Source organism: Pseudomonas sp., from assembly GCF_033723075.1.
Classification (GTDB): Bacteria; Pseudomonadota; Gammaproteobacteria; order Pseudomonadales; family Pseudomonadaceae; genus Aquipseudomonas.
On sequence record NZ_JAWVXU010000001.1, the window covers coordinates 239747 to 264698 of the forward strand.

At 65.1% G+C, this 24952-nt stretch carries 23 protein-coding genes; 8 read left to right on the forward strand and 15 right to left on the reverse strand.

All coding sequences use genetic code 11. From position 1 onward, the window contains the following. Positions 1-19: 19 nt before the first annotated feature. Together mutS and fdxA are read left to right on the forward strand one after the other, a co-directional pair. A complete protein-coding gene (gene mutS / locus R3355_RS01175) occupies positions 20-2587 on the forward strand; it encodes a DNA mismatch repair protein MutS (RefSeq protein ID WP_318959928.1) in 2568 nt (855 codons plus the stop codon). A 144-nt stretch (positions 2588-2731) separates the two neighbouring features. Then, entirely contained in the window at positions 2732-3055 is a 324-nt protein-coding gene (gene fdxA, locus R3355_RS01180) for a ferredoxin FdxA (RefSeq protein ID WP_090500306.1), read from the forward strand. 453 nt (positions 3056-3508) lie between these two features. On the opposite strand, the gene R3355_RS01185 is transcribed toward fdxA, so the two are convergent. From R3355_RS01185 to R3355_RS01215, 7 genes are all read right to left on the reverse strand, one after another. Then, positions 3509-3850 carry an FKBP-type peptidyl-prolyl cis-trans isomerase gene (locus R3355_RS01185; protein WP_318946096.1) on the reverse strand — a complete coding sequence of 114 codons (342 nt, stop codon included), beginning with the start codon at positions 3848-3850 and terminating at the stop codon, positions 3509-3511. Positions 3851-3919: 69 nt separating this feature from the next. Continuing rightward, positions 3920-4099, reverse strand: coding sequence for a hypothetical protein (locus R3355_RS01190; protein ID WP_318959711.1), 180 nt, complete (start codon positions 4097-4099; stop codon positions 3920-3922). Positions 4100-4165: 66 nt separating this feature from the next. Next, on the reverse strand, positions 4166-4468 hold the full coding sequence (locus tag R3355_RS01195; protein ID WP_172147753.1) for a ribbon-helix-helix domain-containing protein: 303 nt from the start codon (positions 4466-4468) through the stop codon (positions 4166-4168). 85 nt (positions 4469-4553) lie between these two features. Beyond that, complete coding sequence (locus R3355_RS01200; protein WP_318959712.1) at positions 4554-5135, reverse strand: DJ-1/PfpI family protein; 582 nt, start codon at positions 5133-5135, stop codon at positions 4554-4556. 135 nt (positions 5136-5270) lie between these two features. After that, a complete protein-coding gene (locus R3355_RS01205) occupies positions 5271-6428 on the reverse strand; it encodes a phosphatidylserine/phosphatidylglycerophosphate/cardiolipin synthase family protein (RefSeq protein WP_318959713.1) in 1158 nt (385 codons plus the stop codon). Positions 6429-6542: 114 nt separating this feature from the next. After that, positions 6543-6881 carry an amidase gene (locus R3355_RS01210; protein ID WP_318959714.1) on the reverse strand — a complete coding sequence of 113 codons (339 nt, stop codon included), beginning with the start codon at positions 6879-6881 and terminating at the stop codon, positions 6543-6545. Further along, a complete protein-coding gene (locus R3355_RS01215; RefSeq protein WP_318959715.1) occupies positions 6878-7996 on the reverse strand; it encodes a serine hydrolase in 1119 nt (372 codons plus the stop codon). The genes R3355_RS01210 and R3355_RS01215 overlap by 4 nt, the downstream gene beginning before the upstream one ends. A 560-nt stretch (positions 7997-8556) precedes the next feature. Here R3355_RS01215 and R3355_RS01220 point away from each other — a divergent pair. The 5 genes from R3355_RS01220 to R3355_RS01240 all read left to right on the forward strand — a co-directional run bounded on the left by R3355_RS01220 (position 8557) and on the right by R3355_RS01240 (position 14568). Beyond that, positions 8557-9213 carry a helix-turn-helix domain-containing protein gene (locus tag R3355_RS01220; protein ID WP_318959716.1) on the forward strand — a complete coding sequence of 219 codons (657 nt, stop codon included), beginning with the start codon at positions 8557-8559 and terminating at the stop codon, positions 9211-9213. A gap of 6 nt (positions 9214-9219) precedes the next feature. Continuing rightward, complete coding sequence (locus R3355_RS01225; RefSeq protein ID WP_318959717.1) at positions 9220-10302, forward strand: efflux RND transporter periplasmic adaptor subunit; 1083 nt, start codon at positions 9220-9222, stop codon at positions 10300-10302. A 1-nt stretch (position 10303) separates the two neighbouring features. Further along, positions 10304-13444, forward strand: a complete 3141-nt coding sequence (locus R3355_RS01230; RefSeq protein WP_318959718.1) for an efflux RND transporter permease subunit — start codon at positions 10304-10306, stop codon at positions 13442-13444. Positions 13445-13670: 226 nt separating this feature from the next. After that, on the forward strand, positions 13671-14000 hold the full coding sequence (locus R3355_RS01235) for a DHCW motif cupin fold protein (RefSeq protein WP_318959719.1): 330 nt from the start codon (positions 13671-13673) through the stop codon (positions 13998-14000). A 196-nt stretch (positions 14001-14196) separates the two neighbouring features. Then, complete coding sequence (locus tag R3355_RS01240; RefSeq protein ID WP_172145011.1) at positions 14197-14568, forward strand: hypothetical protein; 372 nt, start codon at positions 14197-14199, stop codon at positions 14566-14568. On the opposite strand, the gene R3355_RS01245 is transcribed toward R3355_RS01240, so the two are convergent. The 5 genes from R3355_RS01245 to R3355_RS01265 all read right to left on the reverse strand — a co-directional run bounded on the left by R3355_RS01245 (position 14569) and on the right by R3355_RS01265 (position 18703). Beyond that, a complete protein-coding gene (locus R3355_RS01245) occupies positions 14569-15921 on the reverse strand; it encodes a GAF domain-containing protein (RefSeq protein ID WP_318959720.1) in 1353 nt (450 codons plus the stop codon). Continuing rightward, positions 15918-16406 (reverse strand): hypothetical protein, encoded by a 489-nt coding sequence (locus R3355_RS01250; protein ID WP_318946084.1) that lies wholly within the window; start codon positions 16404-16406, stop codon positions 15918-15920. The genes R3355_RS01245 and R3355_RS01250 overlap by 4 nt, the downstream gene beginning before the upstream one ends. 169 nt (positions 16407-16575) lie before the next feature. After that, positions 16576-17406, reverse strand: a complete 831-nt coding sequence (locus R3355_RS01255) for an aldo/keto reductase (protein ID WP_318959721.1) — start codon at positions 17404-17406, stop codon at positions 16576-16578. Between the two features lie 171 nt (positions 17407-17577). Continuing rightward, entirely contained in the window at positions 17578-17985 is a 408-nt protein-coding gene (locus R3355_RS01260; protein WP_318946082.1) for a VOC family protein, read from the reverse strand. 22 nt (positions 17986-18007) lie between these two features. Next, positions 18008-18703 (reverse strand): class I SAM-dependent methyltransferase, encoded by a 696-nt coding sequence (locus R3355_RS01265; protein ID WP_318959722.1) that lies wholly within the window; start codon positions 18701-18703, stop codon positions 18008-18010. A 191-nt stretch (positions 18704-18894) separates the two neighbouring features. On the opposite strand from R3355_RS01265, the gene R3355_RS01270 reads away from it, so the two are divergent. Beyond that, positions 18895-22002, forward strand: coding sequence for a transglycosylase domain-containing protein (locus R3355_RS01270; RefSeq protein WP_413243468.1), 3108 nt, complete (start codon positions 18895-18897; stop codon positions 22000-22002). Between the two features lie 134 nt (positions 22003-22136). Here the strand turns inward: R3355_RS01270 and R3355_RS01275 are convergent, their stop codons facing one another. The 3 genes from R3355_RS01275 to R3355_RS01285 form a co-directional block, all read right to left on the reverse strand. Beyond that, positions 22137-22358 carry a VF530 family protein gene (locus tag R3355_RS01275; protein ID WP_318946080.1) on the reverse strand — a complete coding sequence of 74 codons (222 nt, stop codon included), beginning with the start codon at positions 22356-22358 and terminating at the stop codon, positions 22137-22139. 135 nt (positions 22359-22493) lie between these two features. Continuing rightward, on the reverse strand, positions 22494-23057 hold the full coding sequence (locus R3355_RS01280) for a hypothetical protein (protein WP_318959723.1): 564 nt from the start codon (positions 23055-23057) through the stop codon (positions 22494-22496). Between the two features lie 98 nt (positions 23058-23155). Further along, a complete protein-coding gene (locus R3355_RS01285) occupies positions 23156-24790 on the reverse strand; it encodes a BCCT family transporter (protein WP_318959724.1) in 1635 nt (544 codons plus the stop codon). Positions 24791-24952 lie beyond the last annotated feature (162 nt).

A 24952-nucleotide genomic window follows, 5' to 3' on the forward strand; every position in this document is an offset into this window, starting at 1 on the left:
CTATCTGATGAATATGGCAATCCAGGACTTATCCGCCCACACCCCGATGATGCAACAGTACTGGCGGCTGAAGAACCAGCACCCGGACCAACTGATGTTCTACCGCATGGGCGACTTCTACGAGATCTTCTACGAAGACGCGAAAAAAGCCGCCAAACTGCTGGATATCACCCTCACCGCCCGCGGCCAGTCGGCCGGCCAGGCCATCCCCATGTGCGGAATTCCCTACCACGCTGCCGAAGGCTACCTCGGCAAACTGGTCAAGCTCGGTGAGTCGGTGGTCATCTGCGAGCAGATCGGCGACCCGGCGACCAGCAAGGGCCCGGTGGAGCGCCAGGTGGTGCGCATCATCACCCCCGGCACGGTCAGCGACGAAGCCCTGCTCGACGAGCGTCGCGACAACCTGCTGGCCGCCGTACTCGGCGACGAGCGCCTGTTCGGCCTGGCCGTGCTGGACATCACCAGCGGCCGCTTCAGCGTGCTGGAAATCAACGGTTGGGAGAACCTGCTGGCCGAGCTGGAGCGCCTCAACCCGGTCGAGCTGCTGATTCCGGACGACTGGCCCCAGGGCCTGCCAGCAGAAAAACGCCGTGGCTGCCGCCGCCGCGCGCCCTGGGATTTCGAGCGCGACAGTGCGCACAAGAGCCTCTGTCAGCAGTTCTCCACCCAGGACCTCAAGGGTTTTGGCTGCGAAAACCTGAGCCTGGCCATCGGCGCCGCCGGCTGCCTGCTGGCCTATGCCAAGGAGACCCAGCGCACCGCCCTGCCGCACTTGCGCAGCCTGCGTCACGAACGCCTGGACGACACCGTGATCCTCGACGGTGCCAGCCGCCGTAATCTGGAACTGGACATCAACCTGGCTGGCGGCCGCGAGAACACCCTGCAGTCGGTGGTCGACCGTTGTCAGACCGCCATGGGCAGCCGCCTGCTCAGCCGCTGGCTGAACCGCCCGCTGCGCGACCGCGCCATATTGGAAGCGCGCCAGGAGTCGATCGCCTGCCTGCTCGAGCGCTACCGCTTCGAGACCCTGCAACCGCAGCTCAAGGAAATCGGCGACCTGGAGCGCATCCTCGCCCGTATCGGCTTGCGCAACGCCCGGCCACGGGACCTGGCACGCCTGCGCGATGCCCTGGCCGCCCTGCCGACGCTGCAAATGGCCATGGCCAACCTCGACTCGCCGCACCTGGCCGACCTGGCGGGCATCGTCAGCACCTACCCGGAACTGGCCGAGCTGCTGGCACGCGCCATTATCGACAACCCGCCGGCGGTGATCCGCGACGGCGGCGTGCTCAAGACCGGCTACGACGCCGAGCTGGACGAACTGCAGTCGCTCAGCGAAAACGCCGGCCAGTACCTGATGGACCTGGAAGTGCGCGAGAAAGCCCGCACCGGCCTGGCCAACCTCAAGGTCGGCTACAACCGCGTGCACGGCTACTTTATCGAACTGCCGAGCAAGCAGGCCGAATCGGCCCCGGCCGACTATATCCGTCGCCAGACCCTCAAAGGTGCGGAACGCTTCATCACCCCCGAACTCAAGGAGTTCGAGGACAAGGCCCTGTCGGCCAAGAGCCGCGCCCTGGCCCGCGAGAAGATCCTTTATGAAGAGCTGCTGGAACACCTGATCGGCCACCTCGGCCCGCTGCAGGACAGCGCCGCGGCCCTGGCCGAGCTGGACGTGCTGAGCAACCTGGGCGAGCGCGCACTGAATCTCGACCTCAATCGTCCGCGCTTCGTCGACGAACCCTGCATGCGCATCGAACAGGGCCGGCATCCGGTGGTCGAGCAGGTGCTGACCACGCCATTCGTGGCCAACGACCTGAGCCTGGACGATGACACGCGCATGCTGATCATCACCGGGCCGAACATGGGCGGTAAATCCACCTATATGCGGCAGACCGCGCTGATCGTACTGCTGGCCCATATCGGCAGCTTCGTCCCGGCGAAAAACTGCGAGCTGTCGCTGGTCGACCGCATCTTCACCCGTATCGGCTCGAGCGACGACCTGGCCGGCGGCCGCTCGACCTTTATGGTGGAGATGAGCGAAACCGCCAACATCCTGCACAACGCCAGCGAACGCAGCCTGGTATTGATGGACGAAGTCGGCCGCGGCACCAGCACCTTCGACGGTCTGTCGCTGGCCTGGGCCGCCGCCGAACAGCTGGCCAAACTGCGCGCCTACACGCTGTTCGCCACCCACTACTTCGAACTCACGGTGCTGCCGGAGAGCGAACCGCTGGTCGCCAACGTGCATCTCAACGCCACCGAGCACAATGAGCGCATCGTCTTTTTGCACCATGTACTGCCCGGCCCGGCCAGCCAGAGCTATGGTTTAGCTGTAGCGCAACTGGCGGGTGTGCCCGGCGAAGTGATTCTGCGCGCCCGCGAACATCTGGCGCGCCTGGAGACCACCAGCCTGCCCCATGATTTGCCCCGCAGCGAGCCCGGACAGCCGCTGACGCCGCTGCAAAGCGACCTGTTTGCCAGCCTGCCACACCCGGTGCTGGAGGAATTGCACAAGATCAACCCGGATGATCTGACTCCGCGCAAAGCGCTGGAGCTGTTATATACATGGAAAGCGCGAGTCTAACGCCCGCGCGCGCAAGCTGTTAGAATCGCGCGCGCTTTGGGATGCTGCGGCCTACTAGCCTGGCGTCGCAGTCATAGTTTCCCGAGTCGAGGGGCTGTTTATGGAAAACAGTCCCCGTGCCGTAGCCTGAGGAGAGAATTAGAAATGACCTTCGTCGTCACCGACAACTGCATCAAGTGCAAGTACACCGACTGCGTGGAAGTCTGTCCGGTGGACTGCTTCTACGAAGGCCCGAACTTCCTGGTGATCCACCCGGACGAGTGCATCGACTGCGCACTCTGCGAGCCGGAGTGCCCGGCCCAAGCGATCTTCTCCGAAGACGAAGTACCGGAAGATCAACAGGAATATATCGAGCTCAATGCCGACCTGGCTGAAGTCTGGCCGAACATCACCGAGAAGAAAGAAGCGCTGCCTGATGCTGAAGAATGGGATGGCGTAAAAGACAAGCTGCAACACCTGGAACGCTAAGGCTCGACCGGCGCTCACCAAAAGACCCGCCTTGCGCGGGTCTTTTGCTTTCTTGCAGACAAAAAAAGGGGCGGTATTACCCGCCCACTCTTTTGTCCCTACTCCCTGTATTCCCTGCTCATCGTCCTGATGAAACCACGTCCTGCGGTTGTCCTGGCTGCAATCCGTTGCGGCCTGTGCCAGTCCCTCGGCACAGGTGTAATACTAGCGTTCCCCTGAGCAGCCACAAGCCCACCAAACGCCCGAAAAAGCTCAATGCGCGTCAGTACAAAAATAAAATAACCATATAAATCAGTAGCTTGAACTAAATAATTAGATTAAAGCAGCGACTTGCCTGCCACTCTTTCCCTTAATCACTTACATGCGATGTAAGTGATGGCTTACATGGTGTCCACCACAAACCCCGACTGAGCCGCCATGCCGTTCAGCTACTGATGTTTGACCAGCCCTCGATCAATCATCCCGCGTCAGCACTTCCAGCAACTCGATCTCGAAGATCAGGTTGGAGTTGGGTTTGATATGGGGGCCGAACTCTGTTGCACCGTAGCCGAGGTGGGCCGGGACGAAGAGTTTGCGTTTACCGCCGACTCGCATGCCCATCAGGCCTTGATCCCAGCCTTTGATCACGCGTCCGGTGCCGATCACGCACTGGAAGGGTTTGCCGCGATCGTAGGAGGAGTCGAACTTGGTGCCGTTTTCGAGAAAACCGTCGTACTGGGTGGTGATCAGGGCACCCTTGACCACTGCCTTGCCCTCGCCCACCTGAATATCTTCGATCTTTAATTCGCCGCTCATTACTCGCCTCCGTTGTCCTGCCTGGTAAGCGAGTTTAATCCACTCGGCGCAAGAACGCTGTTGCCGGCATCACTCGGTCGCCGGCTGCAATGCCGCCAGACGAGCCGCCGGCTCGGTCAGCAGGGTCCAGACTGGATGGGCCGGGGCCGGCAAAAATTTCAGGTTTCGCGACTTTCGCGGATAAAGCCCAGGCGTCCGCGGCGCGCCGGCAAACAGCTCGATGGCGTAGACCGAACGCAACAGCAACATAACCTTTCAGTTGGCTGCACAAGCCACGGCAACCAGGATCGCGCAGTACCTGTTTTGCCTGCCTGGCTATTGCGCCCGCTGCGCCAGTGACAGCTCGCGCACATTGCTCGGTCGCTGGCTGAGAAAACGCGTGCAGCTGACACGCAGGAAGGAGGCGAAATTCACCACTTCGCCGCGGTAGTCCATGACTTCGTCATAGAGCTTGCTGATCAGCTGGTTGGTGGTCATGCCGTCGACCGCAGCGATCTCGGCGAGGATGTCCCAGAACTGGTTTTCCAGGCGCAGGGTGGTGACCACGCCGCGGATGCGCAGCGAGCGCGAGCGGGATTCATAGAGGATGGGGTCGGCTTTGACATAGAGCTCGCACATGGCATGCCTCTCCTCGGGCGGAAGATGGGTAGTGGGTGGGAGCCAGGGGACGCCTGGTCCTTGCTGGCTCCTACGGGGTTGCAGTCTACAGGTTGATCTGGGTACCCAGCAGCCTGAGGAAGCCGGCCAGCCAGGCCGGATGCGCAGGCCAGGCCGGGGCAGTGACCAGGTTGCCCTGGACATGAGCCTGGTCTACGGCGATCTCCATGTAGCGGCCACCCGCCAATTGCACTTCCGGCCCGCAGGCCGGGTAGGCACTGCATTCGCGGCCGTCGAGCACACCGGCGGCGGCCAGCAGCTGGGCGCCATGGCACACCGCGGCGATCGGCTTGTTGGCGGCATTGAAGACCTGCACCAGGGCCAGCACCTCGGCATTCAGGCGCAGGTATTCCGGGGCGCGGCCGCCGGGAATCAGCAGGGCGTCGTAATCGTCGGCCTTGACCTGGCTGAAGTCGAAGTTCAGGCCGAAGTTGTGCCCTGGCTTTTCACTGTAGGTCTGGTCGCCTTCGAAGTCGTGGATGGCGGTGCGCACGGTTTCTCCGGCGCTCTTGCCCGGGCAGACCGCATGCACGGTATGGCCGACCATCTGCAGGGCCTGGAACGGCACCATCACTTCGTAATCTTCGACGTAGTCGCCGACCAGCATCAGAACCTTTTTCGCAGCCATGAGCGTTCTCCTGTAACGGGTTGAGGGAGCGCAACCAGTATCCGCGCCCCATCCAGCGGACAGGTAATAGCCTAGAACTACATCGCCAGGAAACATGCCCGCACGTCGGACGACAGTCCCCTGGCAAGATGCTGCTTAGCGACGGCGGTCGAGCAGGTTCACCACCAGCCGATCCAGCCACCCCCACAGGCGCTCCTGCACGCGCCGCCACCAGGGCCGGGCGAGCCAGTATTCCTGGCTGATCTCCAGGCTGTCGGCGAAATCCGCCTGGAAGCTGGCGACCACGGCGGCGGTCAACTCCGGATCGAGCGCTTCCACATTGGCGTCGAGATTGAAGCGCAGGTTCCAGTGGTCGAAGTTGCACGAGCCGACGCTGACCCAGTCGTCCACCAGGACCATTTTCAGGTGCAGAAAACGTGGCTGGTATTCGAATATCTGCACCCCGGCGCGGAGCAGCTTCGGGTAATAGCGCTGGCCGGCAAAGCGCACCGGCGGGTTGTCGGTGTGGCGGCCGCTGAGCAGCAGGCGCACCTCGACCCCGCGCTCAGCCGCCTTGCGCAAGGCACGGCGGACTTTCCAGGTCGGCAGAAAGTACGGCGTGGCCAGCCAGATGCGTTGCTTGGCGCCGCGCAACGCGCGTACCAGCGACTGCAGGATGTCGCGGTGCTGGCGGGCATCGGCGTAGGCCACCCGGCCCAGACCCTGCCCCACTGGCGGCGACAGCGGCAGGCGTTTCAGCCCGGGCGCCGGCCTTGGCCGCCAGGCAAAGCGCGCATGCAGGGCATGCCACTGGCGGTCGAACAACGCCTGCCAGTCCGTCACCAGCGGCCCGGCGATTTCCACCATGACCTCGCGCCAGGTGCTGTCCGCCTCGCCCGGTATCCAGAACTGGTCGGTCGCGCCGGTGCCGCCGATAAAGGCCAGCCGGCCATCGACCAGCAACAGCTTGCGGTGGTCGCGATAGAAATTGCGCATGCCGCGGCGCCAGCGCAGCGGGTTATAGCGCCGCAGTTGCACGCCAGCGGCGCTCAGGCGCCGACGGTCGACCTGGAGCAGCGCCTGGGAACCGTAATCATCAAACAGGCAACGCACCGCGACGCCGCGCTGCGCCGCCGCACACAGGGCTTGCAACAGGACTTCCATGCAGGCGCCACTGGCCACCAGATACAGCTCCAAGGCGACCAGCTCGCGAGCATCGTCGATAGCCTCAATCATCCGCGGGAAGAATGTCGGGCCATCGTTGAGCAAGGCAAACTGGTTGCCGTTGCGCCATGGGAAAACCATCCCAGGCATCAGTACGAAGCCGGCAACAAGGAGCAGGTCTGGCGGATTCGCATAAGTCCCCGTAGGTTAAGCGTCGAGCCCGCCACGATAGCCGCCCGTGGCGGCCTTGCAAAGCCCGCTCGCTTACGGCTGTGGTGGAATTAACCCGGCGGGCAGCAACTGGCAGCCCTGCCGCGGGCCGAGCCAGATGGCGCTGTGACTGCGGCCCAGGCCGCTGGCGGTGACCCGTTTGCGGCTCGGGTCATCGAGCAACTGGCTGATCGGCACGTACTGGCTCACATAGCCTTCGCAGTAGGGCGCGGGGTTGTTCATCACGTAGCGACAGGAACAATATTCCTTGGCCGTGTAGGCACCGATGATGTCGGGGAAGGCCTGCAGGTGCGCGCGATTGTGCCAGCCGAGCCCCACCAGCAGCAGGACGATCGCCAGCAGCAGCGTGCGCAACGGACGACGACGGATCATGGCTGCACCTCGCGGGCGAAGGCGGCGCTGACCCGCTTGAGCAGCTGGTTGTGCTGGAAACTGGCGTCGCGATCATCGGCGTAGCGCACGATCACCAGTTTCTCCGTCGGCAACACATAGAGACCCTGGCCCCAGTGACCGAGGGCGGCGAAGGCATCGGCCGGCGCATCCGCCCAGGGTCTGGCTGCGCCGGGCAGCTCGGCGTTCAGCCACCAGTGCCCGCCCGGCACGGCGTCTCCCGCCTTGGCGCTCTGGGCCTGATAACTGGCCAAGGGCGTGCGGTTGAACATGACCCAGGCCTGCGGCAGCACTTGCTGCTCGCCCCAGCGGCCATCGCGCTGCATCAACAGGCCGATGCGGGCCAGGTCACGGGCGCTCATGTAGGCGTAGGACGAAGCGACGAAGGTACCGGCAGCATCGGTTTCCCAGACCGCCGAGGTGATGCCGAGCGGCTCGAACAGCGCGTTCCAGGGATAATCCGCGTAGGCCTCGGCGCCGACCATGCCCTTCAACGCGGCGGCCAGCACGTTGCTGTCGCCACTGGAATAGCGGAACCGGGCGCCAGGCTCGGCAGCGGCAGCGTGCGCCGCGGTAAAGGCCGCCATGTCTGCGCGGCCGCGGGTATAGAGCATGGCCACCACCGAGGACTTCAGCGGCGCGAATTCGTAGTCTTCGTGCCAGTCCAGGCCCGAGGCCCAGTTGAGCAGGTGGCCGACCTTGATCCGCGGGTGCCTGGCGAACGGCGGGTAATACTGCGCCACTGGCGCATCGAGCTGGAAGCGGCCCTGGCCGTAGGCGACGCCCAGCGTGGTGGCGAGCAGGCTCTTGCTCATCGACCAGGTCAGGTGCGGGGTGTCGGCTCGAGTCGGCCCGGCATAGCGCTCGTAAACCACCCGGCCATCGCGGATGACCAGCAAGGCATCGGTGCGCACGCCCGTGCGGTTTTCGTCGTCGCGGGCGGGAAAGGCATAGGCCTCCAGCTCGGCGATGGCCGGACTCGCAGGCACCGGCTCCTGCGCCCAATCGGCAGTCGGCCAGCTTGCGGCCTGAACCAGGCCGGCGGCGCCCGCCATGGCGAGGATCAAACCGAGCCGATACAGCAGGGATACGGGCATTGCTGGGCCTCCGCGGATGACAAAACGCCACCCTAGCACGCCGACGATGACGCTAAAAAGCGCGTAATCGGGGACGCAGACAACTACATCGCGAGCAAGGACTGGGCGTCTTCCTGGCTCTTATCAAACTGAAAACAATCCATTGTTTTTACATGTAAATATTTAATAAGCCGTACTGAAAATGCCGACCCAACTCGGCAGCAGGATGGTGCGGGCGGCGATCCGTCGGGCCACGTAGGATGAGCGCAGCGATACCCATCAAGCGGTTTATGTCTGCACCTGCAGGCATGGCGAATACCGATGATGGGTTATGGCGCGTTTGTTCTGCTGGCAGCAGGTCAATTTTCGGGCGCCAAACCCATCTTGGCTTTGATCCTTGAATACCCCCAGTTTGCTGCGCGACAGCGCGACAGCGCAGACGGCGAGCGAACGCCTACGAGCACCTGCAGACCCCGCAGATAAACCCAGCCGTCGCCAAGCGCTGTTACAACTGTCCGCTTGCTCGCCGTGACCGGCAGTCATAGCATGACCGTCAGTCACAGCCAGATATGTTCCTGCCCATGCGCCTTCAAGACCGACTCTTCCTGCAGCGCGAAAGCGCCCTCCTCGACGCCGCGCGCCTGCTGTTTCGCCAGCAGCCCTGGGACCGGGTGACCATCGCCGAGGTGGCGACCCAGGCCGGCATCGGCAAGGGCACGGTGTACAAGCACTTTCCCAGCAAGGAGGCGCTGTTTGCCCGCCTGACGCTGGACATGAGCCGGGCCAATCTCGACGAACTGCGCGCCCTGCATGCCGCGCAGCCGCCGCAACTGGCGATGCGCCAGGTGATCCGCCGCGCCTTCGAGCAGATGCTCGCCGACCCGATCCTGACCCAGCTGTGCCTGCACTGCGACCGCCCGGCCTTTCAGGAGCGCCTGGAGGCGCCCTACCGCGAGGAGTTCCAGCAACTGGAGCGTGACTACGTTGCCTTCTTCGGCCAGCTGCTGCAGAGCACCCTCGGCGAGCCGGCCCTCTGCCCCGCCGACTGCCAGTACCTGCTGTGGGGCGTGGAGGCCTGTGTCAACGGGGTGATGGCGCGCATCGCCTCCGGCGGCTTCGAGCACTGGGCCGAACCCATCGCCCTGAGCGACTACTTCGACCGCGTCACCGATTTCATCATCGCCGGCCTGCGTGGCCAGGCCGCCAACCTTTGCGTCCCATCCGCCAGCCGCGAGTAACCGCTCATGTTCAGTCAAGTGTCCAAACGTCCGTGGTTGATCGCCGTCGCCATCAGCGTCTTGCTGCTGCTGTGGCTGCTCAGCGGCTCGCTGTTCAAGGCGCAGAAAACCGCCAGCGCCGATCAGCCCGTCGTGGAGCAGGGGCTGGCGAAAGTCGAGATCCAGTGGCTGGAAGCCCAGCCGATGCAGCGCCAGCACGTGGTCCAGGGCCAGGTCGAAGCCTGGCGCCGGGTCGAGTTGCGCGCGCAGATCAGCGCCAGCGTGATGCGCCTGGACCGGGACAAGGGCCAGCCGGTCGAACAGGGCGAATTGCTCCTCAGCCTGTCGCCGGACGACCGCACCGCCCAGGTGGCGCGCAGCGAAGCCGAGGTGCGCCAGCGCGAGACCGACGTCAGTTCGGCCAAACGCCTGCGTGAACGCAACCTGTTTTCCGCCAACGAACTGCTGCGCCTGGACAGCGAGCTGGCCAAGGCCCGCGCCGAGCTGGCAACCGCCCGCCTGCACCTGCGCAACACCCGCATCGAGGCACCTTTCGCCGGGGTCTACGACGCGCGCCAGGTCGAGCTGGGCGACTTCGTCCAGCCCGGGCAGAGCCTGCTGACCCTGGTCGACATCCGCCAGCTCAAGGTCAGTGCGCAGATCGCCCAGCAGGAAGTCATCCAGCTGACCCTTGGCCAGCCGGTTCGCGTGCAGCTGCTCGACGGCCGCGAGCTTGCCGGCGAGCTGCACTTCATCGCCGCCGCCGCCGACCCCGACTCGCGCAGCTTCCGCATCGAGGTGCGGGTCGACAACCCCGAGCGGCTGCGCCTGGCCGGGGCCAGCGCCACCCTGCACATCCAGACCGGCGAGGCCATGGCCCACCGCCTCTCCCCGGCCCTGCTCAGTCTGGATCAGGCCGGCCGGCATGGGGTGAAGTGGGTCAACGCGCAACAACGGGTCGAGTTCACCCCGGTAACACTGATCAGCGTCGACAATCAGGGCGCCTGGGTCAGCGGCCTGCCGTCACGGGTCGCGCTGATCACCCTCGGCCAGGGCTTCGTCGAGCCCGGCCAGCAGGTGCTCAGTCAACTCGCCAACGAGGGCAGCTGAGATGCACGCCCTGATCGCCGCGGCGCTGGACCGCAGCCGCACCAGCCTGTTGCTGCTGGCCTTTCTGCTGATCGGCGGTCTGGCCGCCTATGTGGCCATCCCCAAGGAAGCCAACCCGGACGTCAGTATCCCGATCATCTATGTCTCGGTGGCACTGGAAGGCATCAGCCCGGAAGACGCCGAACGCCTGCTGGTGCGCCCGCTGGAACAGGAGCTGCGCAGCCTCGAAGCGGTCAAGGAAATGCGTTCGATGGCCAACGAAGGTCAGGCCTCGGTGACCCTGGAATTCGATGCCGGCTTCGACGCCAAGGCGGCCCTGATCGACGTACGCGAGAAGGTCGACAGCGCACGCAGCAAACTGCCTGAAGAAGCCGATGAACCGACGGTCACCGAAGTCAACGTGGCACTGTTTCCGGTGCTGTCGATCGGCCTGTCCGGGCCCATCGCCGAAGCGCAGCTGGTGTATGTCGCCCGCCAGCTGAAGGAGAACATCGAAGGCATCGCCGAGGTGCTCTCGGTGGAGATCGGCGGCGACCGCGAAGACCTGCTGGAAATCGTCGTCGACCCGCAGGTGCTCGACAGTTACGGCATCGACTACAGCGAGCTGTTCAATCTGGTTACCCGCAACAACCGCCTGGTCGCCGCCGGCAGCCTGGACACCGGCGCCGGGCGCATGAGCCTGAAGGTGCCCGGGGTGATCGAGAACCTGGAAGACGTGCTGGCCATGCCGATCAAGGTGGTCGGCGGCAGCGTGGTGACCTTCGGCGACGTGGCGACCATCCAGCGCACCTTCAAGGACCCGACCGGTTTCGCCCGGATCAACGGTCAGCCCGCCATCGTCCTGGAAGTGGCCAAGCGCAGCGGTGCCAACATCATCGCCACCATCGAGCAGGTCAAGGCGCTGATGGTCCAGGCCCAGCCGCTGCTGCCCGAAGGCCTGCAGGTCAGCTACATCATGGACCAGTCGCAGGAAGTCGAGAGCCTGCTCGGCGACCTGCTCAACAACGTGATGACCGCCATCGTCCTGGTGCTGATCCTGGTGGTGGCGAGTATGGGTATGCGCTCGGCGCTGCTGGTCGGCCTGACCATTCCCGGCGCCTTCCTGACCGGCATCCTGCTGATCTGGATGCTCGGTTTCACCCTCAACATCGTCGTGCTGTTCAGCCTGATCCTGGTCGCCGGGATGCTGGTGGATGGCGCCATCGTGGTCTCCGAGCTGGCCGACCGCAACCTGCACCAGGGCCAGAACCCGCGCCAGGCCTGGGCCAATGCGGCGACGCGAATGGCCTGGCCGGTGATCGCCTCCACCGCCACCACCCTGGTGGTGTTCCTGCCACTGCTGTTCTGGCCCGGGGTGGTCGGCCAGTTCATGAAATACCTGCCGGCCACGGTGATCGTCTGCCTGCTCGCCTCCCTGGCCATGGCCCTGGTGTTCCTGCCGGTACTGGGCGCGGTGACCGGCGGTCGCCCGCAGCCGCTGCCGAGCACGCCCGGCCGAGGCGCCCAGGCCTACCGCAAACTGCTCGACAAACTGCTGCACCGGCCGGGCCTGACCCTGCTCGGCATACTCGCGCTGGTTGCCCTGATCTATGCCGGATACGGCCGTTTCAACCATGGGGTGGAGTTCTTCCCCGAGGTCGAGCCGGAGAATGCGCAGATCTGGCTGCGCGCCCGCGGCGACCTGTCGGTGCAGGAAAAGGACGCCCTGCTGCAACAGGTCGAACGCCGCCTGCTCGGCATGTCCGAGGTCAAGGCGCTGTACGCCCGTTCCCTGGCCCAGCCTGACGGCCAGCTCGGGGTCGACGTGATCGGCACCCTGCAGTTCCAGTTCGTCGACTGGCATGAACGGCGCCCGGCCCGACAGATTCTTGACGACATGCGCGAACGCAGTGCCGACATTCCCGGGGTGGTCCTCGAGTTCCGTGGACAGGAACAAGGCCCCAGCGGCGGCAAGCCGGTCAAGCTGCAGATCAGTGCCCTCGACCCGCTCAAGGCCGATCGATTGGTCGAGCGGCTGCGCGCCAGCATGCTCGGTATCGGCGGCTTCCAGGACATCGAAGACGACCGCGCCCTGCCCGGCATCGAGTGGCGGATCAAGGTCGACCGCGAGGCCGCCGCGCGCTTCGGCGCCGACGTGCTGAGCGTCGGCAACGCCGTGCAGATGGTCACCAATGGCCTCAAGCTGGCGACCTACCGGCCGGAAGACGCCACCGACGAGGTCGATATCCGCGTGCGCCTGCCCGGCAACTGGCGTTCGCTCGACCAACTCGGCCGCCTGACCCTCAATACCCCCAGTGGCCAGGTGCCGCTGGGCAACTTCGTCGACCTCGAGCCGGCGCCCAAGGTCGGCACCCTGCGCCGGGTCGACGGCAGCCGCACCATCACCCTGCAGGCCGATCTGGCCGAGGGCGCGCGCCTGGATGAACGCCTGCAGGCGCTGCGCGACGCCATGGGCGAGCTGCCGACGGACGTGCAACTGACCTTCGCCGGCGAGGATGCCGACCAGCGCGAGGCCGCGGTCTTCCTGGCCACCGCCTTCGGCGTGGCGATCTTCCTCATGGCGCTGATCCTGGTGACCCAGTTCAACAGCCTGTACCAGGCCATCCTGGTACTTTCAGCCATCGTCCTGTCCACCGCCGGGGTGCTGATGGGCCTGCTGGTCAACGGCCAGTCCTTCGGTATCGTCATGGTCGGCATGGGCCTGATCGCCCTGGCCGGCATCGTGGTCAACAACAACATCATCCTCATCGACACCTACAACCAGCTGCGCCGCCAGGGCCTGGAGCCGCGCAAAGCGGCGCTGGAAACCGGCAGCCTGCGCCTGCGCCCGGTGCTGCTCACGGCGGTGACCACGGTGCTCGGCCTGATGCCCATGGTGCTCAGCGTCAACGTCGACCTGCTGACCCCGAGCCTGGGCCTGGGCGCACCTTCGACCCAGTGGTGGACCCAGCTGTCCAGCGCCATCGCCGGCGGTCTGAGTTTCGCCACCGTGCTGACCCTGTTGCTGACCCCCTGCCTGCTGGTGCTGGGCGCGCGCTTCGAACGCCGCCCGCCGCCGCTGGAGACCTTCGACGACGACCTGCTGGATCTGCCGGAACATCTGCTCGCACCAAAACCGGCCAAAGCCAGCCTGAACAATTAGCAGGCCGTTGAAAAACGTAGGCGAGGCAGGCAAGACAAGGCAAAAACAGGCGAGGAGGCGGAGTTTACGTGCTGTAAATGAGCATTACTCGCTTCGCTCGCCCTACGGGCCGCGCTGAAGCGCGTTAGCCGCAAGCGGCTTGCCGAGCCTGTTTTTAACGCCCCTCTCTTTTATCAAGAGGGCCAACGCAGGTAGTTTTTCAACGGCCTGCTAGAGGAGTTACTGAATGGACATAAAGAACATCCCTTTCGGCACCACCGACTGGAGCCGGATCGAAGCCAGCGAACACGCCGGCGATACCGGCATGGCCTACTGGCGCACCCAGGTGTTCGGCAACATTCGCGTGCGCATGGTCGAATACACCTCCGGTTACCTGGCCGACCATTGGTGCCACAAGGGCCATATTCTGCTGTGCCTGGAAGGCGAACTGCATACCGAACTGGAGGACGGCCGGCGCTTCGTCATGACCCCGGGCATGAGCTACCAGGTCGCCGACCAGGCCGAAGCCCACCGCTCCTCGACGACCACCGGCGCGCGACTGTTCATCGTCGACTAAAGGCGCGCCCAGCTACGCCTCCGTAGGGTGCGCCGTGCGCACCGCAGGCAAGGGCGCTTGGTGGGCACGGCGCACCCTAGCCGGCCCGGCGGGCGTTTAGGAAAATTTTAGGGATTGCATAGGGTCTATTTCGCAATGCGTCGCTGCGCCGCGCCCTAGCATGGAGCTCCTCAACACCACCCAGAGGAGTACCCCGATGAGTCCCGTTTCGCGTCGCTGGATCTATGTCGCCATCGTTTATTTCTGCCTGGCCGTCAGCCTGGGTGTGTTCATGGGCACCAGCGGCGATCACCGCCTGATGAGTGTGCATGCCCATCTGAACCTGCTCGGCTGGGTAACCCTGACCCTGGTCGGGATCATCTACCACTACTTCCCCAAGGCCGCCGCCAGCCGCCTGGCCAGCCTGCAGTTCTGGCTGCACAACCTGTGCCTGCCGGTCATGATGGTGGCCCTGACCCTGGTGATCACCGGCACCCCGCAAGCCGGTCCGGTGCTCGGCGGCGCCGCGATGGTGATGCTGCTGGCGGTGCTGCTGTTCGCCGGCAACGTGCTCTGGCGCCGCGCCTGATCAGCGGGCCGCGATCTGCTGCAGCAGCACCGGGCGCTTGAGCAGCAGGCGCAGGCGTCCGCGCCCGCACTTCTGCAGAACGATGTCGCGACTGCGTTCGGCCAGCCGGCGCTGCAGCAGGATCAGCCGTGCTTCGAGGTTGTCGTCCAGTTCCGGCAGCTTCAGCGCCGGATCGATGCGCAGTTCGCGGTTGCTGAATTCGCTGCGCTGCTCCTCGACGTGCAGGCTCAGCAGGCGCCAGAAGATCGCGCCGGCCACGCCCTTGATCAGGTAGTCCTCGCCGAGGAACACGCTGCTGTTGGCCGGGTAGTAGCGCACCGTCAACGGCGTGCCCTGTAGCGGCGCGGCGAACAACGGCGCGGCACCCTCCTCGCTCGGGTTATCGGCTACCTGCTGCAGCGCCAGAATCGAGGCGCCGAGCAGGCTGGCCAGGCCCATAAGGCAGTCCTCCTCGTCGTAGCCGAAGCGGTGCGGCTCGGCGTCCTCCACATGCAGCACGCCGAGCAGGCGCCCGGCTGCGAGGATCGGCACCGACAACTGGCTATGCGGTTCGGCGAGGCCGGGAAAGGCAATCTCGGTCTCCAACCGATCACCGAGCCCAGCCTCGGCCAGGTGCTCGTGGATGGCCCGGCTGTAGGCGTATTCCGAAGCCAGGTGGGCGATGCGGATCGGCGTGCGGAACTGCGCCGCCACGCCGATGATGCCCCGCCCCAGGGGAAACTCCGAGCCGATCCCCGACAGCGGGTAGCCGTGACTGGCCACGGTGTAGAGTTTCTGGCCCTGGCTGTCGAGCAGCAGGACCATGGCCTGGGGCATCTCGAGCTGGCTGGCCAAGCCCTCCAGGCACTGCTCCAGCAGGCTGGCCAGATCGCTGCAGCCGGCCAGACGCTGGCTCAACTGGCGCAAGCGGGCGATGTGGCAAGGCGGGCACTGCGCTGGCGGCACCTCGACGCCAGGCACATGCTCGACATCCAGCACCTGATAGACATCTGCGCCCCGCAGGCGAAACACCTCGCTCATCCCCGCATTCGAGGCGATCCCGGCGAGCTTGGCCTTCATGCTCTCGAACAGCGGCCCAGCGGTCTCCGTGCGCCGGTAGAGCAACGCCAGGCGATAGCGCGCGCTGGTCTGCGGGTGCAGGAGGAACACCGTGGCCTGGGGGTTGGCCAGGATGTTCTGGCGGGTCTTGTTGAAGAACTGGAAGGATAGCGCGACATGGCTGGGGTCCACATAGTGCACCTGGGAGACCAGGGTAACGTTGGGCGTGCCGTCCGCCCCGCAGGTGGCGATTGCCGCCGGCACTGCGCCCTCAAGGCACGGGCGGATGGCGTCCAGGCTAGGCCCCGGGCTCATCTGCCCTGCTCCAGGCGCGAGCCGGCATTCGGCCCCGGGGTCTGCTCAAACAGGTCACTCAGGGTGAAACACAGCGCCCGCAACTGCTCCGGCTGGAACTCGTGGGTGGCCCGGGCGAACGGCAGCGCGTAGCCCAAGGGCAGCAAATCCCCGGCAAAGGCATCACGGTGGCACGCCGCCAATTCGGTATCGCCCGGCGCCAGCGATACCTGATGGGCGTCGCAGCCCTTGAGCTGCAGGGTGCGGTGACTGCTGGGCAGGCAGAAGACCACGGCCAGTGCCTTGCTGCTCTCAACGTCCTGCAGCAACTGGCCGGCCTGCGTGGCATCGACCAATACCGTGACCTGGCGCCGATCCGCCGCCACCCGGCAACCCACCACCTTGCTCACCGAGGGCACCCGGCGCACATCGCGCGAGGCTGCACTGATGGATACGCCGCTCTCGATAAAACGAACCTGTTCCTCGCTCAGGCTGGTGCCGCTCATGTTGTTCAACCCGCAATGACCAAAGGATTATCCCGCCGCCGCCTTGTCCGGCTGGAACTCCATGTTAACGACCCGACGGAACAGCTGGGCATGGCTGAATCGCTTCCAAATACTGCGACGAAAGGAGCTCGCCAGCAAGGGCGCGCTTGCTCCCGGCTGCCGGGCTCGTTCAGACCATCTGCAGGGCCTGTTTGCCCGCTGGCGCCGGATAGGCGGCATCGATCAGCGCAAGATCTGCGTCACTCAATTGCAAGCCCCCCGCGGCGGCATTCAAGCGCAGATGCGCGGGGTCGATCGCCTTGGGAATGGCGATCACTCCAGGCTGGCGCAAGGCCCAGGCCAGGGCAACCTGCGCCGGGGTCACGCCGTGCGCCTCGGCCACCTGGCACAACGCCGGGTTGTGCAGCAATTGTCCGCCCTGGCCGAGCGGACAGTAGGCCATCAGCGGCATGCCCTGGCGTTGCTGCCAGGGCAGCAGGTCAAACTCGACGCCACGCGCTTCGGGGTTGTACAGCACCTGATTGGTGGCGCAGCCAGCAACGCCCAGGTCGTGCAATTCCTGCAAGTCATCCAGGTCGAAGTTGGATACGCCCCAGCGGCCGATCTGGCCCTGTTCACGCAGCCGCTCGAAGGCCTCGACGGTTTCCGCCAGCGGGTACTGGCCACGCCAGTGCAACAGATAGAGGTCGATGCGCTCGGTTCTCAATCTTTTCAGGCTGCGCGCGCAGGCCGCCGCCACACCCCGGCGGCTGGCATTGTGCGGATAGACCTTGCTGACCAGAAACACCTGATCGCGACGCCCGGCGATCGCCTCGCCGACCACCAGCTCGGCGCCGCCTTCGCCGTACATCTCGGCCGTGTCGATCAGGCCCAGGCCCAACTCGATACCCTGGCGCAACGCCGCCACTTCCGCGTGCCGCTGGCTGGCCACTTCGCCCATGCGCCAGGTACCCTGGCCGATTGCCGGCACCGACACACCGGCTAGTTCAAGCGTTCGCATCGTCTCGCCCTCGTTCAATCCACTCGCCAGGAATCATAGCGGGTGAACGTCCACAGATGCCCTCCCGGGTCGCGACAGCTGAAGTTGCGGCCGCCGCGGTCCGCGGCCTTGGCGTACAGCGCATCGCATTAGCGCAGGGGGATTGCTACCCGACCTGGGCTCAACAGCGCCTCAATCGGCGACCTGTTGGTAGCCGCGCCCGAGCCATTGCATCAGGCAGAAACCATGGCCGAACGGGTCGCTCAGGCGGGCCAGACGGCCCCATGCCTGTGTTTCGACCGCCCCCTCCAACTGCGCACCCGCCGCCAGGGCGCGGGTCAGGGCGACATCCAGATCGTCCACCAGCAGATCCAGGTGCAGTGGCGTCCAGTGCCGCTGGTAACTGCGGCCCTGCTGGCTGCCGGCAAACGGCGCACTGCCCACGGGTTTGGCCAACAGGTAGATCGGCAGGGCAGCTCCCAGCAGCTCGACCACCTCACCGGCAAACAAGCGGCGCCCCTGCTGCAACCCCAGGGCCCGGGTATAGAAATCCACGGCAGCCGGCAGATCCGGCACATCGATATTCAGCAGCAGTTGCATGTTCAGCTCCCGCAGATGACTGCTATGCAGGGTCCTGACGCTCGGAGCTCAACAGCAGCAACAACGACACCGGCTGCTCGCTCTCCGGGTGCAGCGGCTCCTGCAACCACTGCAGGCGCCAGCCGGTTGCATTGAGCAGGCCCAGCCAGGATTCCAGGGTGCGGAAGAACCAGGGCATCGGCTGCGCAAAGTCCGCGCCGAAGCCGGCGAAGGTTTCCACCCGCCAACCATCGCGATAGCCCGCATCGTTGCAGACGCGCCAGGGGTGCAGGGTCTGGATCAACAACCGGCCGCCCGCCGCCAACACCCCATGCAGGGCATCCAGGGTCTGCGTCAGCGATTCCTCGAGCAGGGCGAAGTTGCATACCAGCACATCGAAGCGGCCCAGCTCACGGGCCTGGCTGGCCAGCTCGGCATAGCCGCAGACCCGGTAGCGGGCACGCGGCTCGTCAGCAGCCCGCGCCACCTCGATCAAGGGTGCAGAAGCGTCCACCCCCACCGACTCGATGCCCCGCGCGGCCAGGCCACGGCACAACCAACCCTCGCCGCAGCCGACATCCAGTACCCGTGCAGGCGCCAGGGCCAGCACTGCCTGCAGGATCGCCGCATCGGTGACCAGGCGCCGGCTTTCGATGCGTTGCTCGCGCACCGCGGCGGTCCAGGCATCGGCATTGGCCTGCCAGCTCAAGGCAAGCTGCTCACGATGATCGCGCTGCATAGTCCCTCGCTGCCGGTTCGACGGATAGAGTAGTGGCGGTGCCGGCCGCCCTGCTCCAGGGGCTCGGGCACAGTGTCGAGCAGTCGCGCACTGCTGAAATATGTGCGACTTGGCCAATAACACTAGCGTCTAATTGATCAAGCAGCGACTAAGCTGTTGTGAAGGGTGACGAGAGGTCAGACCGAACGATTATGGGCGTACTATGGCAATCCAGCGCGCCAGAGAAGGCGCCACCGGCAAGCAAGCAGCCAGCGTTTTACCTGAAGCCGGTTAAGCGCACCAGCAAAGTGCACATGGTCACCTGGGGGGTGCTGGCACTGTTGATAGCGGCGGCTGCGCTGCTGTTGCTGTTCGAACTGCGCACCGCGCATTTCCAGGCCCACTATCTCAGTCGCTACAGCAATAGCCTGAGCTACCGTGTGGAGCCTGGCCCCAGTCCGGCGATCCTCTACCCGCAGGACGGGCCCTTCGACAAACGCCTGGGTTACACCTACCTGCCGCTGATGCTGGAGCGCCTGCAGCAACGCGACTTCCAGATTACCCAACAGGCACGATTCTCCCCGGCGTTGCTCGACTACACGCAACGCGGCTTCTTCGCGCCCTTTCCAGAGAAAATCCAGACCGGCCTGAGCATCAGCGACTGCCGCGGCACGCCCTTCTACGAGTTCCGCTACCCGCAGCAACGCTACCCCAGCTTCAGTGCCATCCCGCCGCTGGTGGCCGGCAGCCTGTTGTTCATCGAAAATCGTCACCTGCTCGACCCCGAACAGCCCCTGGCCAACCCGGCGGTGGACTGGCCGCGCTTCGCCATGGCGGCCATCTCCCAGGTTGGCAAGGTGCTCGACGTGCAGGATCAATCCGCCGGCGGCAGTACCCTGGCCACCCAGCTGGAGAAATACCGCCACTCACCGGATGGTCTGACCCACTCGGCCGCGGAAAAACTGCGGCAGATGGTCTCGGCCAGCGTGCGCGCCTACCAAAGCGGCCCGCAAACCCTGGCGGCACGGCAGAACATCGTGCGTGACTACCTCAACAGCGTGCCGCTCTCCGCTGCGCCCGGGCACGGCGAGGTGCATGGCCTGGCCGATGGCCTGCGCATCTGGTTCGCTGCCGACTTCGCCAAGGTCAACCGCCTGCTCGACCCGCAACGCTCGCCCGAGGCGAGCAATGCCGAACGCGGCCTGGCCCTGCGCCAGGTGCTGGCCATGCTGATCGCCCAGCGCCGGCCCTCCTATTACCTGGCCCAGGGCCGACATGAGCTGGACAAACTGATCGACAGCCATATCCGCCTGCTGGCGGGCGGCGGCCTGATCGACCCCGCATTGCGCGATGCCGCCCTGGCCCAGCAGTTGCGTTATCGCGACTGGGTGCTGGAGCCAAACCTGCGCACGGTGGACGGCAACAAGGGCATCAGCGTGGCCCGCACACGCCTTTCCGGCGCGCTCAACATGCCGCTGTATGACCTCGACCGCCTCGATCTCTCCGCCAGCACCACCCTCAACGACGAGCTGCAACAAGCGGTCAGCCGCTATCTGGAGCAGCTCGCCGACCCCGCCTTTGCCGAGCAGATCGGCCTGTTCGGCGAGCGTTTGCTGTCTGCCGAGAAGACCGACGAGGTGCGCTACAGCTTCACCCTGTTCGAACGCACCGCCAATGGCAGCCGGGTGCGGGTGCAGACCGACAACACCGACCAACCCTTCGACATCAACGAAGGCAGCAAACTGGAACTCGGCTCCACCGCCAAGCTGCGGGTGCTGGCCACCTACCTGGAAATCATCGCCGAACTGCACCAGCGCCATGCCGGGCAGAGCGCTGCCGAGCTGCGCGCCGTGGAGGTTGCCGAGCAGGACTATCTGACCCGCTGGGCCATCGACTACCTGAGCCGCGACCCCGGCGCCGCACTGTCGGCCATGCTCGAGGCCGCGCTGGAACGCAAGTATTCAGCCAGCCCGCACGAACGCTTCTTCACCGGCGGCGGCCTGCATACCTTCGCCAACTTCCGCCGCGAAGACAACGGTCGCAGACCGACCCTGCGCGAAGCGCTACGCGAGTCGATCAACCTGCCGTTCATCCGCCTGATGCGCGACCTGGTGCGCTACAGCACCTACCAGGCGCCCGGTAACAGCGCCGAACTGCTCAAGGACGACAAGGACCCGCGCCGCCAGGCCTACCTCAGCCGCTTCGCCGACCGCGAAGGCACGACCTTCCTCCTGCGTTTCTGGCGCAAATACCAGGGCCAGCCGGCCCAGCAACGCCTCGAGACCTTTCTCAGCGGCCTGCGCCATACCTCGGTACGCCTCGCTGCCGTACACCGCTACCTGATGCCGGAAGTCGACAAAGCGACCTTCGCCGCCTTCCTGCGCGCCCATGCGCCCAACGAAAAGCTCAGCGACAAGCGCATCCGCGATCTGTACCTGAACTACGGCCCCGGCGCCTACAGCCTGCCCGACCAGGGCTATATCGCCCGCGTACACCCGCTGGAGCTGTGGCTGCTCGGCTACCTGCTGGAAAAACCCGAGGCCAGCTTCAACGACGCCGTGCTCGCCAGCCGCGACCAGCGCCAGGAAGTCTACGGCTGGCTGTTTCGCAGCCGGCACAAGAGCGCCCGCGACAGCCGCCTGCGCATCATGCTGGAGGTCGAAGCCTTCCTCGATATCCACCAGCGCTGGCAGAAACACGGCTACCCCTTCGAGTACCTGGTACCGTCGCTGGCCACCGCCATCGGCAGTTCCGGCGACCGCCCGGCGGCGCTGGCCGAACTGATGGGCATCATCCAGAACGACGGCATCCGCCAACCCACGGTGCGCATCGACAGCCTGCACTTCGCCGCTGCTACGCCCTACGACACCCGGGTCGCGCGCAACGCCCTGGACGGTGAACGGGTGATGCCCAGCGAAGTGGCCGCGGCCTTGCGTGGCGCGCTCTCGCAAGTGGTCGAAGGCGGCACCGCACGGCGCCTGCAAGGCAGCTTCAGCCTGCCCGACGGCCGCCTGCTGACCCTTGGTGGCAAGACCGGCACCGGCGACAACCGGGTCGAAACCGTCGGCCGCGGCGGCCGCGTTCTCAGCTCAAGGGCGATGAACCGCACCGCCACCTTCGTCTTCTTCATCGGCCCGCGCCATTACGGCACCCTCACCGCCTTCGTACCTGGACGCGCCGCCGAGAAATTCACCTTCACCTCGGCCTTGCCGGTGCAGGTACTCAAAGGCATGGCACCGATCCTCGCGCCCTACCTGGAACCGGGCAGCTACAGCCAATGCCTTCCCCCGCTGACAGCGCTGCAGGTCAGTGGGCAGTAGGCATCAGGCGTAGACTCGATGTTTCATCTGCAAGGGCGGCAAGAGCCTGGATGACGCTTTACCCACTACTGGCCCTGCGGCCTTCGCGGCCATGGAACTGGGCGTCCCCGTCGCTCCTACTGGAGGGGTACTGTTCAGCCCTTCTTCTGCAGGCGGATATACAGCGCCTCGACCTTCTCCCGCGCCCAGGGGGTCTTGCGCAGGAAGGTCAGGCTGGACTTGATGCTCGGATCGCTTTTGAAGCAGCGGATATCGATGCGCTCCGCCAGGCCGTCCCAGCCCAGCTTGGCCACCAGGTCATTGAGGATGGCTTCCAGGGTGACGCCATGTAGCGGGTCTTTCGGTAATTGGGTCATGCGTAACCTGTGTCGACAGCGTGGCGAGGCGCACCGGCTGACAGGCTCGGGCACGCGAAGGGACACATTCTGACCTGACTCCCTGGCCAGCTCCAGCGCAAAAACGCCGCTTGGCTTGCTGGGTCTCGGCCAACCTCAGCGCGCGTCGATGATGAACGGCAGCTCGCGGTGGTGTTCGGGGTCGAACTGACGGCGGGCGGTATGGTTGAGGTGACGGCCGTAGACATGGAACGACAGGCTGGTGTGCGGCGTTTCATTGATCACGCTATGGATGCTACCGCTGGGCATCGCCAGCACCTGCCCGGGTGCAATGCACTGCTCGTCCATACGCTGCAATTCGGCATAACCGGGGCGCGTGGCATCGTCCAGGCGTTGCCAGAATATATTGCGCTCACTGCCCTCGACGCCCACCACCAGCGCCCAGGTGTCGTGGTCATGAGGGGGCACGCCGCGTCCGGGCAGCCAGCTGTCGACCACCACGAACAGCGACTGATCGGCCTCGACGTGCAGCAGACTGGTGCCAAAGCCCAGCTGCGGATCGGCGCGGTACATGTCCGCCCGCAGCCAGCCACGTTCGGCGACGACCCGCTGGGCCAGCGGTGCAATTTGCCCCAGCAGGCTGGCCTCGTCGACGGCGCTCGCGGCGAGGCGCCGCAGGTCGTCGATAAAGCGCTCCAGGGTGTAACTATCGATGCTCATCCACAGTGCTCCAGCCCAGTCACAAGCTGGGCAGCCGTAATGAAAAAGGCCCGCCTCCGAGCAGGAGGCAGGCCCTTGTCTCACTCCACGCGCAAGGCTCAGCTGGCCGAGGCGCGCGGGTCGTCAACGCTGGTGAATTGCAGGCTGGCTGCAGGTTCGGTCAGCAGGGCGCGATGCAGGGCCATGGCCATCAGCACCAGGATCACCGCGATCGGCAAGGCGGCGCAGATACTCGCGGTCTGTACGCTCTTGAGTCCGCCCGACCAGAGCAGGGCCGCGGCGATGGCACCGACCATCAGCCCCCAGGCCACGCGACTCCAGGTCGGCGGATGGATATTGCCGCGGGCGGCCAGGGTGCTCACCACCAGGGTGCCGGAGTCGGCCGAGGTGACGAAGTAGGTCACGATCAGCAGCGAGGCCAGCGCGCCGAGCAGGCCGCCGATGGCCATGCCCGAGGACTGCTCGATCTTGTCGAACAGGGTGAACAGCGAGGCGGTGGCATCGGCCTTGGTCGCCAGCAGGATGGCGCCGCCAGTGAACTCGGCGGCTTCACCGCTCAGCGCCTGACTCGCGACCTGCTCCTGATGGGCCAGGCGATCGGCCTTCTCGTAGTTCAGCGCGGCGCCGCCGAAGGTGCCGATCCAGACGAAGCTGAACAGCACCGGAATGATCAGCGAACCCATCACCAGCTGGCGAATGGTCCGACCACGGGAAATCCGCGCGATGAAGGTGCCGACGAAGGGCGCCCAGGTCAGCCACCAGGCCCAATAGAAGGCGGTCCACCAGTTCTGCCAGCCGGCGTCGTTCTGGGTATCGCTCCACAGGCTCATGCCGATCACGCTCTGGGCGTAACCGGAGGTGCCTTCGAGGATGGTGTTGAGGATGTAGCGGGTCGGCCCGAACGCCATCACCGCGGCCAGTATGACCAGCGACAGCAGCATGTTCCACAGCGACAGCAGTTTGATGCCGCGGTCCACGCCGGACACCACCGACATGATCGCTATCAGGGAAATCGCCAGGATCAGGCCCATCTTCAGGCCGATGCCCAGTTCGAAGCCGCTCAGGGTCTTGATCCCGGTGGCCAGCTGCTCGACGCCGAGGCCGAAGGAGGTGGCGATGCCGAACGCGGTGACGACCACGATCAGGATGTCGAACAGGCTACCCAGCCAGCCGTTCATCCGCGCCTCGCCAAACAGCGGGGTCAGGGTCGAGCGGATCGACAGCGGCTTGCCCTTGCGGAAGGAGAAGTAGGCCAGGCACAGCGCCGGCAGCAGGTACAGCGCCCAGGCATGCATGCCCCAATGGAAGAAGGTCACGCGCATCGCCGACTCGGCCGATTCGGCACTCAGGGTGGTGACGCTGAAGGGGTTGCCGGCGTAATGCCACATGGGTTCGGCCACCGACCAGAACAGCAGGCCAATGCCCATGCCGGCACTGAACAACATGGACAACCAGGAAATCGTACTGAACTCGGGCTTTTCGCCGTCCTTGCCCAGGGTGACATTGCCGTAACGGCTGGTCATCAGATACAACAGGTAAACCAGCACGGCCGAGGCCATGGCCAGATAAAACCACTTGAAGTTCTGCAGGATAGTCGTGGAAAGCTCGCCGAACAGTGCCCCGGCTTGCTCACCCATGACGGCGCAAAAGCCGACGAAGGCCGCAATTATCAGGATCGAGATCAAGGTTATCCCCGCATCGACGCCGCGAAAAACCCCGCTGGAATTACTCATAGCATGTGCTCCATTGTTATTGTCTGTACGCCTCTGTGCATGCGGGGCCCAGGGCGAGCTGATGAATCTGTGCGGTTACCTCCAGGCTGTTTTATCAGCCCCCGATAATTCGATAAAAACCAACTTCTGACACATGGTTCTCATACCAACAATCAATGAGCT

Bases quoted from the DNA above. Each gene is read 5' to 3' on its own strand.
- fdxA (WP_090500306.1), top strand. From the start codon at position 2,732: ATGACCTTCGTCGTCACCGACAACTGCATCAAGTGCAAGTACACCGAC.
- R3355_RS01185 (WP_318946096.1), bottom strand. From the start codon at position 3,850: ATGAGCGGCGAATTAAAGATCGAAGATATTCAGGTGGGCGAGGGCAAG.
- R3355_RS01190 (WP_318959711.1), bottom strand. From the start codon at position 4,099: ATGTTGCTGTTGCGTTCGGTCTACGCCATCGAGCTGTTTGCCGGCGCG.
- R3355_RS01195 (WP_172147753.1), bottom strand. From the start codon at position 4,468: ATGTGCGAGCTCTATGTCAAAGCCGACCCCATCCTCTATGAATCCCGC.
- R3355_RS01200 (WP_318959712.1), bottom strand. From the start codon at position 5,135: ATGGCTGCGAAAAAGGTTCTGATGCTGGTCGGCGACTACGTCGAAGAT.
- R3355_RS01205 (WP_318959713.1), bottom strand. From the start codon at position 6,428: ATGCCTGGGATGGTTTTCCCATGGCGCAACGGCAACCAGTTTGCCTTG.
- R3355_RS01210 (WP_318959714.1), bottom strand. From the start codon at position 6,881: ATGATCCGTCGTCGTCCGTTGCGCACGCTGCTGCTGGCGATCGTCCTG.
- R3355_RS01215 (WP_318959715.1), bottom strand. From the start codon at position 7,996: ATGCCCGTATCCCTGCTGTATCGGCTCGGTTTGATCCTCGCCATGGCG.
- R3355_RS01220 (WP_318959716.1), top strand. From the start codon at position 8,557: ATGCGCCTTCAAGACCGACTCTTCCTGCAGCGCGAAAGCGCCCTCCTC.
- R3355_RS01225 (WP_318959717.1), top strand. From the start codon at position 9,220: ATGTTCAGTCAAGTGTCCAAACGTCCGTGGTTGATCGCCGTCGCCATC.
- R3355_RS01230 (WP_318959718.1), top strand. From the start codon at position 10,304: ATGCACGCCCTGATCGCCGCGGCGCTGGACCGCAGCCGCACCAGCCTG.
- R3355_RS01235 (WP_318959719.1), top strand. From the start codon at position 13,671: ATGGACATAAAGAACATCCCTTTCGGCACCACCGACTGGAGCCGGATC.
- R3355_RS01240 (WP_172145011.1), top strand. From the start codon at position 14,197: ATGAGTCCCGTTTCGCGTCGCTGGATCTATGTCGCCATCGTTTATTTC.
- R3355_RS01245 (WP_318959720.1), bottom strand. From the start codon at position 15,921: ATGAGCCCGGGGCCTAGCCTGGACGCCATCCGCCCGTGCCTTGAGGGC.
- R3355_RS01250 (WP_318946084.1), bottom strand. From the start codon at position 16,406: ATGAGCGGCACCAGCCTGAGCGAGGAACAGGTTCGTTTTATCGAGAGC.
- R3355_RS01255 (WP_318959721.1), bottom strand. From the start codon at position 17,406: ATGCGAACGCTTGAACTAGCCGGTGTGTCGGTGCCGGCAATCGGCCAG.
- R3355_RS01260 (WP_318946082.1), bottom strand. From the start codon at position 17,985: ATGCAACTGCTGCTGAATATCGATGTGCCGGATCTGCCGGCTGCCGTG.
- R3355_RS01265 (WP_318959722.1), bottom strand. From the start codon at position 18,703: ATGCAGCGCGATCATCGTGAGCAGCTTGCCTTGAGCTGGCAGGCCAAT.
- R3355_RS01270 (WP_413243468.1), top strand. From the start codon at position 18,895: ATGGGCGTACTATGGCAATCCAGCGCGCCAGAGAAGGCGCCACCGGCA.
- R3355_RS01275 (WP_318946080.1), bottom strand. From the start codon at position 22,358: ATGACCCAATTACCGAAAGACCCGCTACATGGCGTCACCCTGGAAGCC.
- R3355_RS01280 (WP_318959723.1), bottom strand. From the start codon at position 23,057: ATGAGCATCGATAGTTACACCCTGGAGCGCTTTATCGACGACCTGCGG.
- R3355_RS01285 (WP_318959724.1), bottom strand. From the start codon at position 24,790: ATGAGTAATTCCAGCGGGGTTTTTCGCGGCGTCGATGCGGGGATAACC.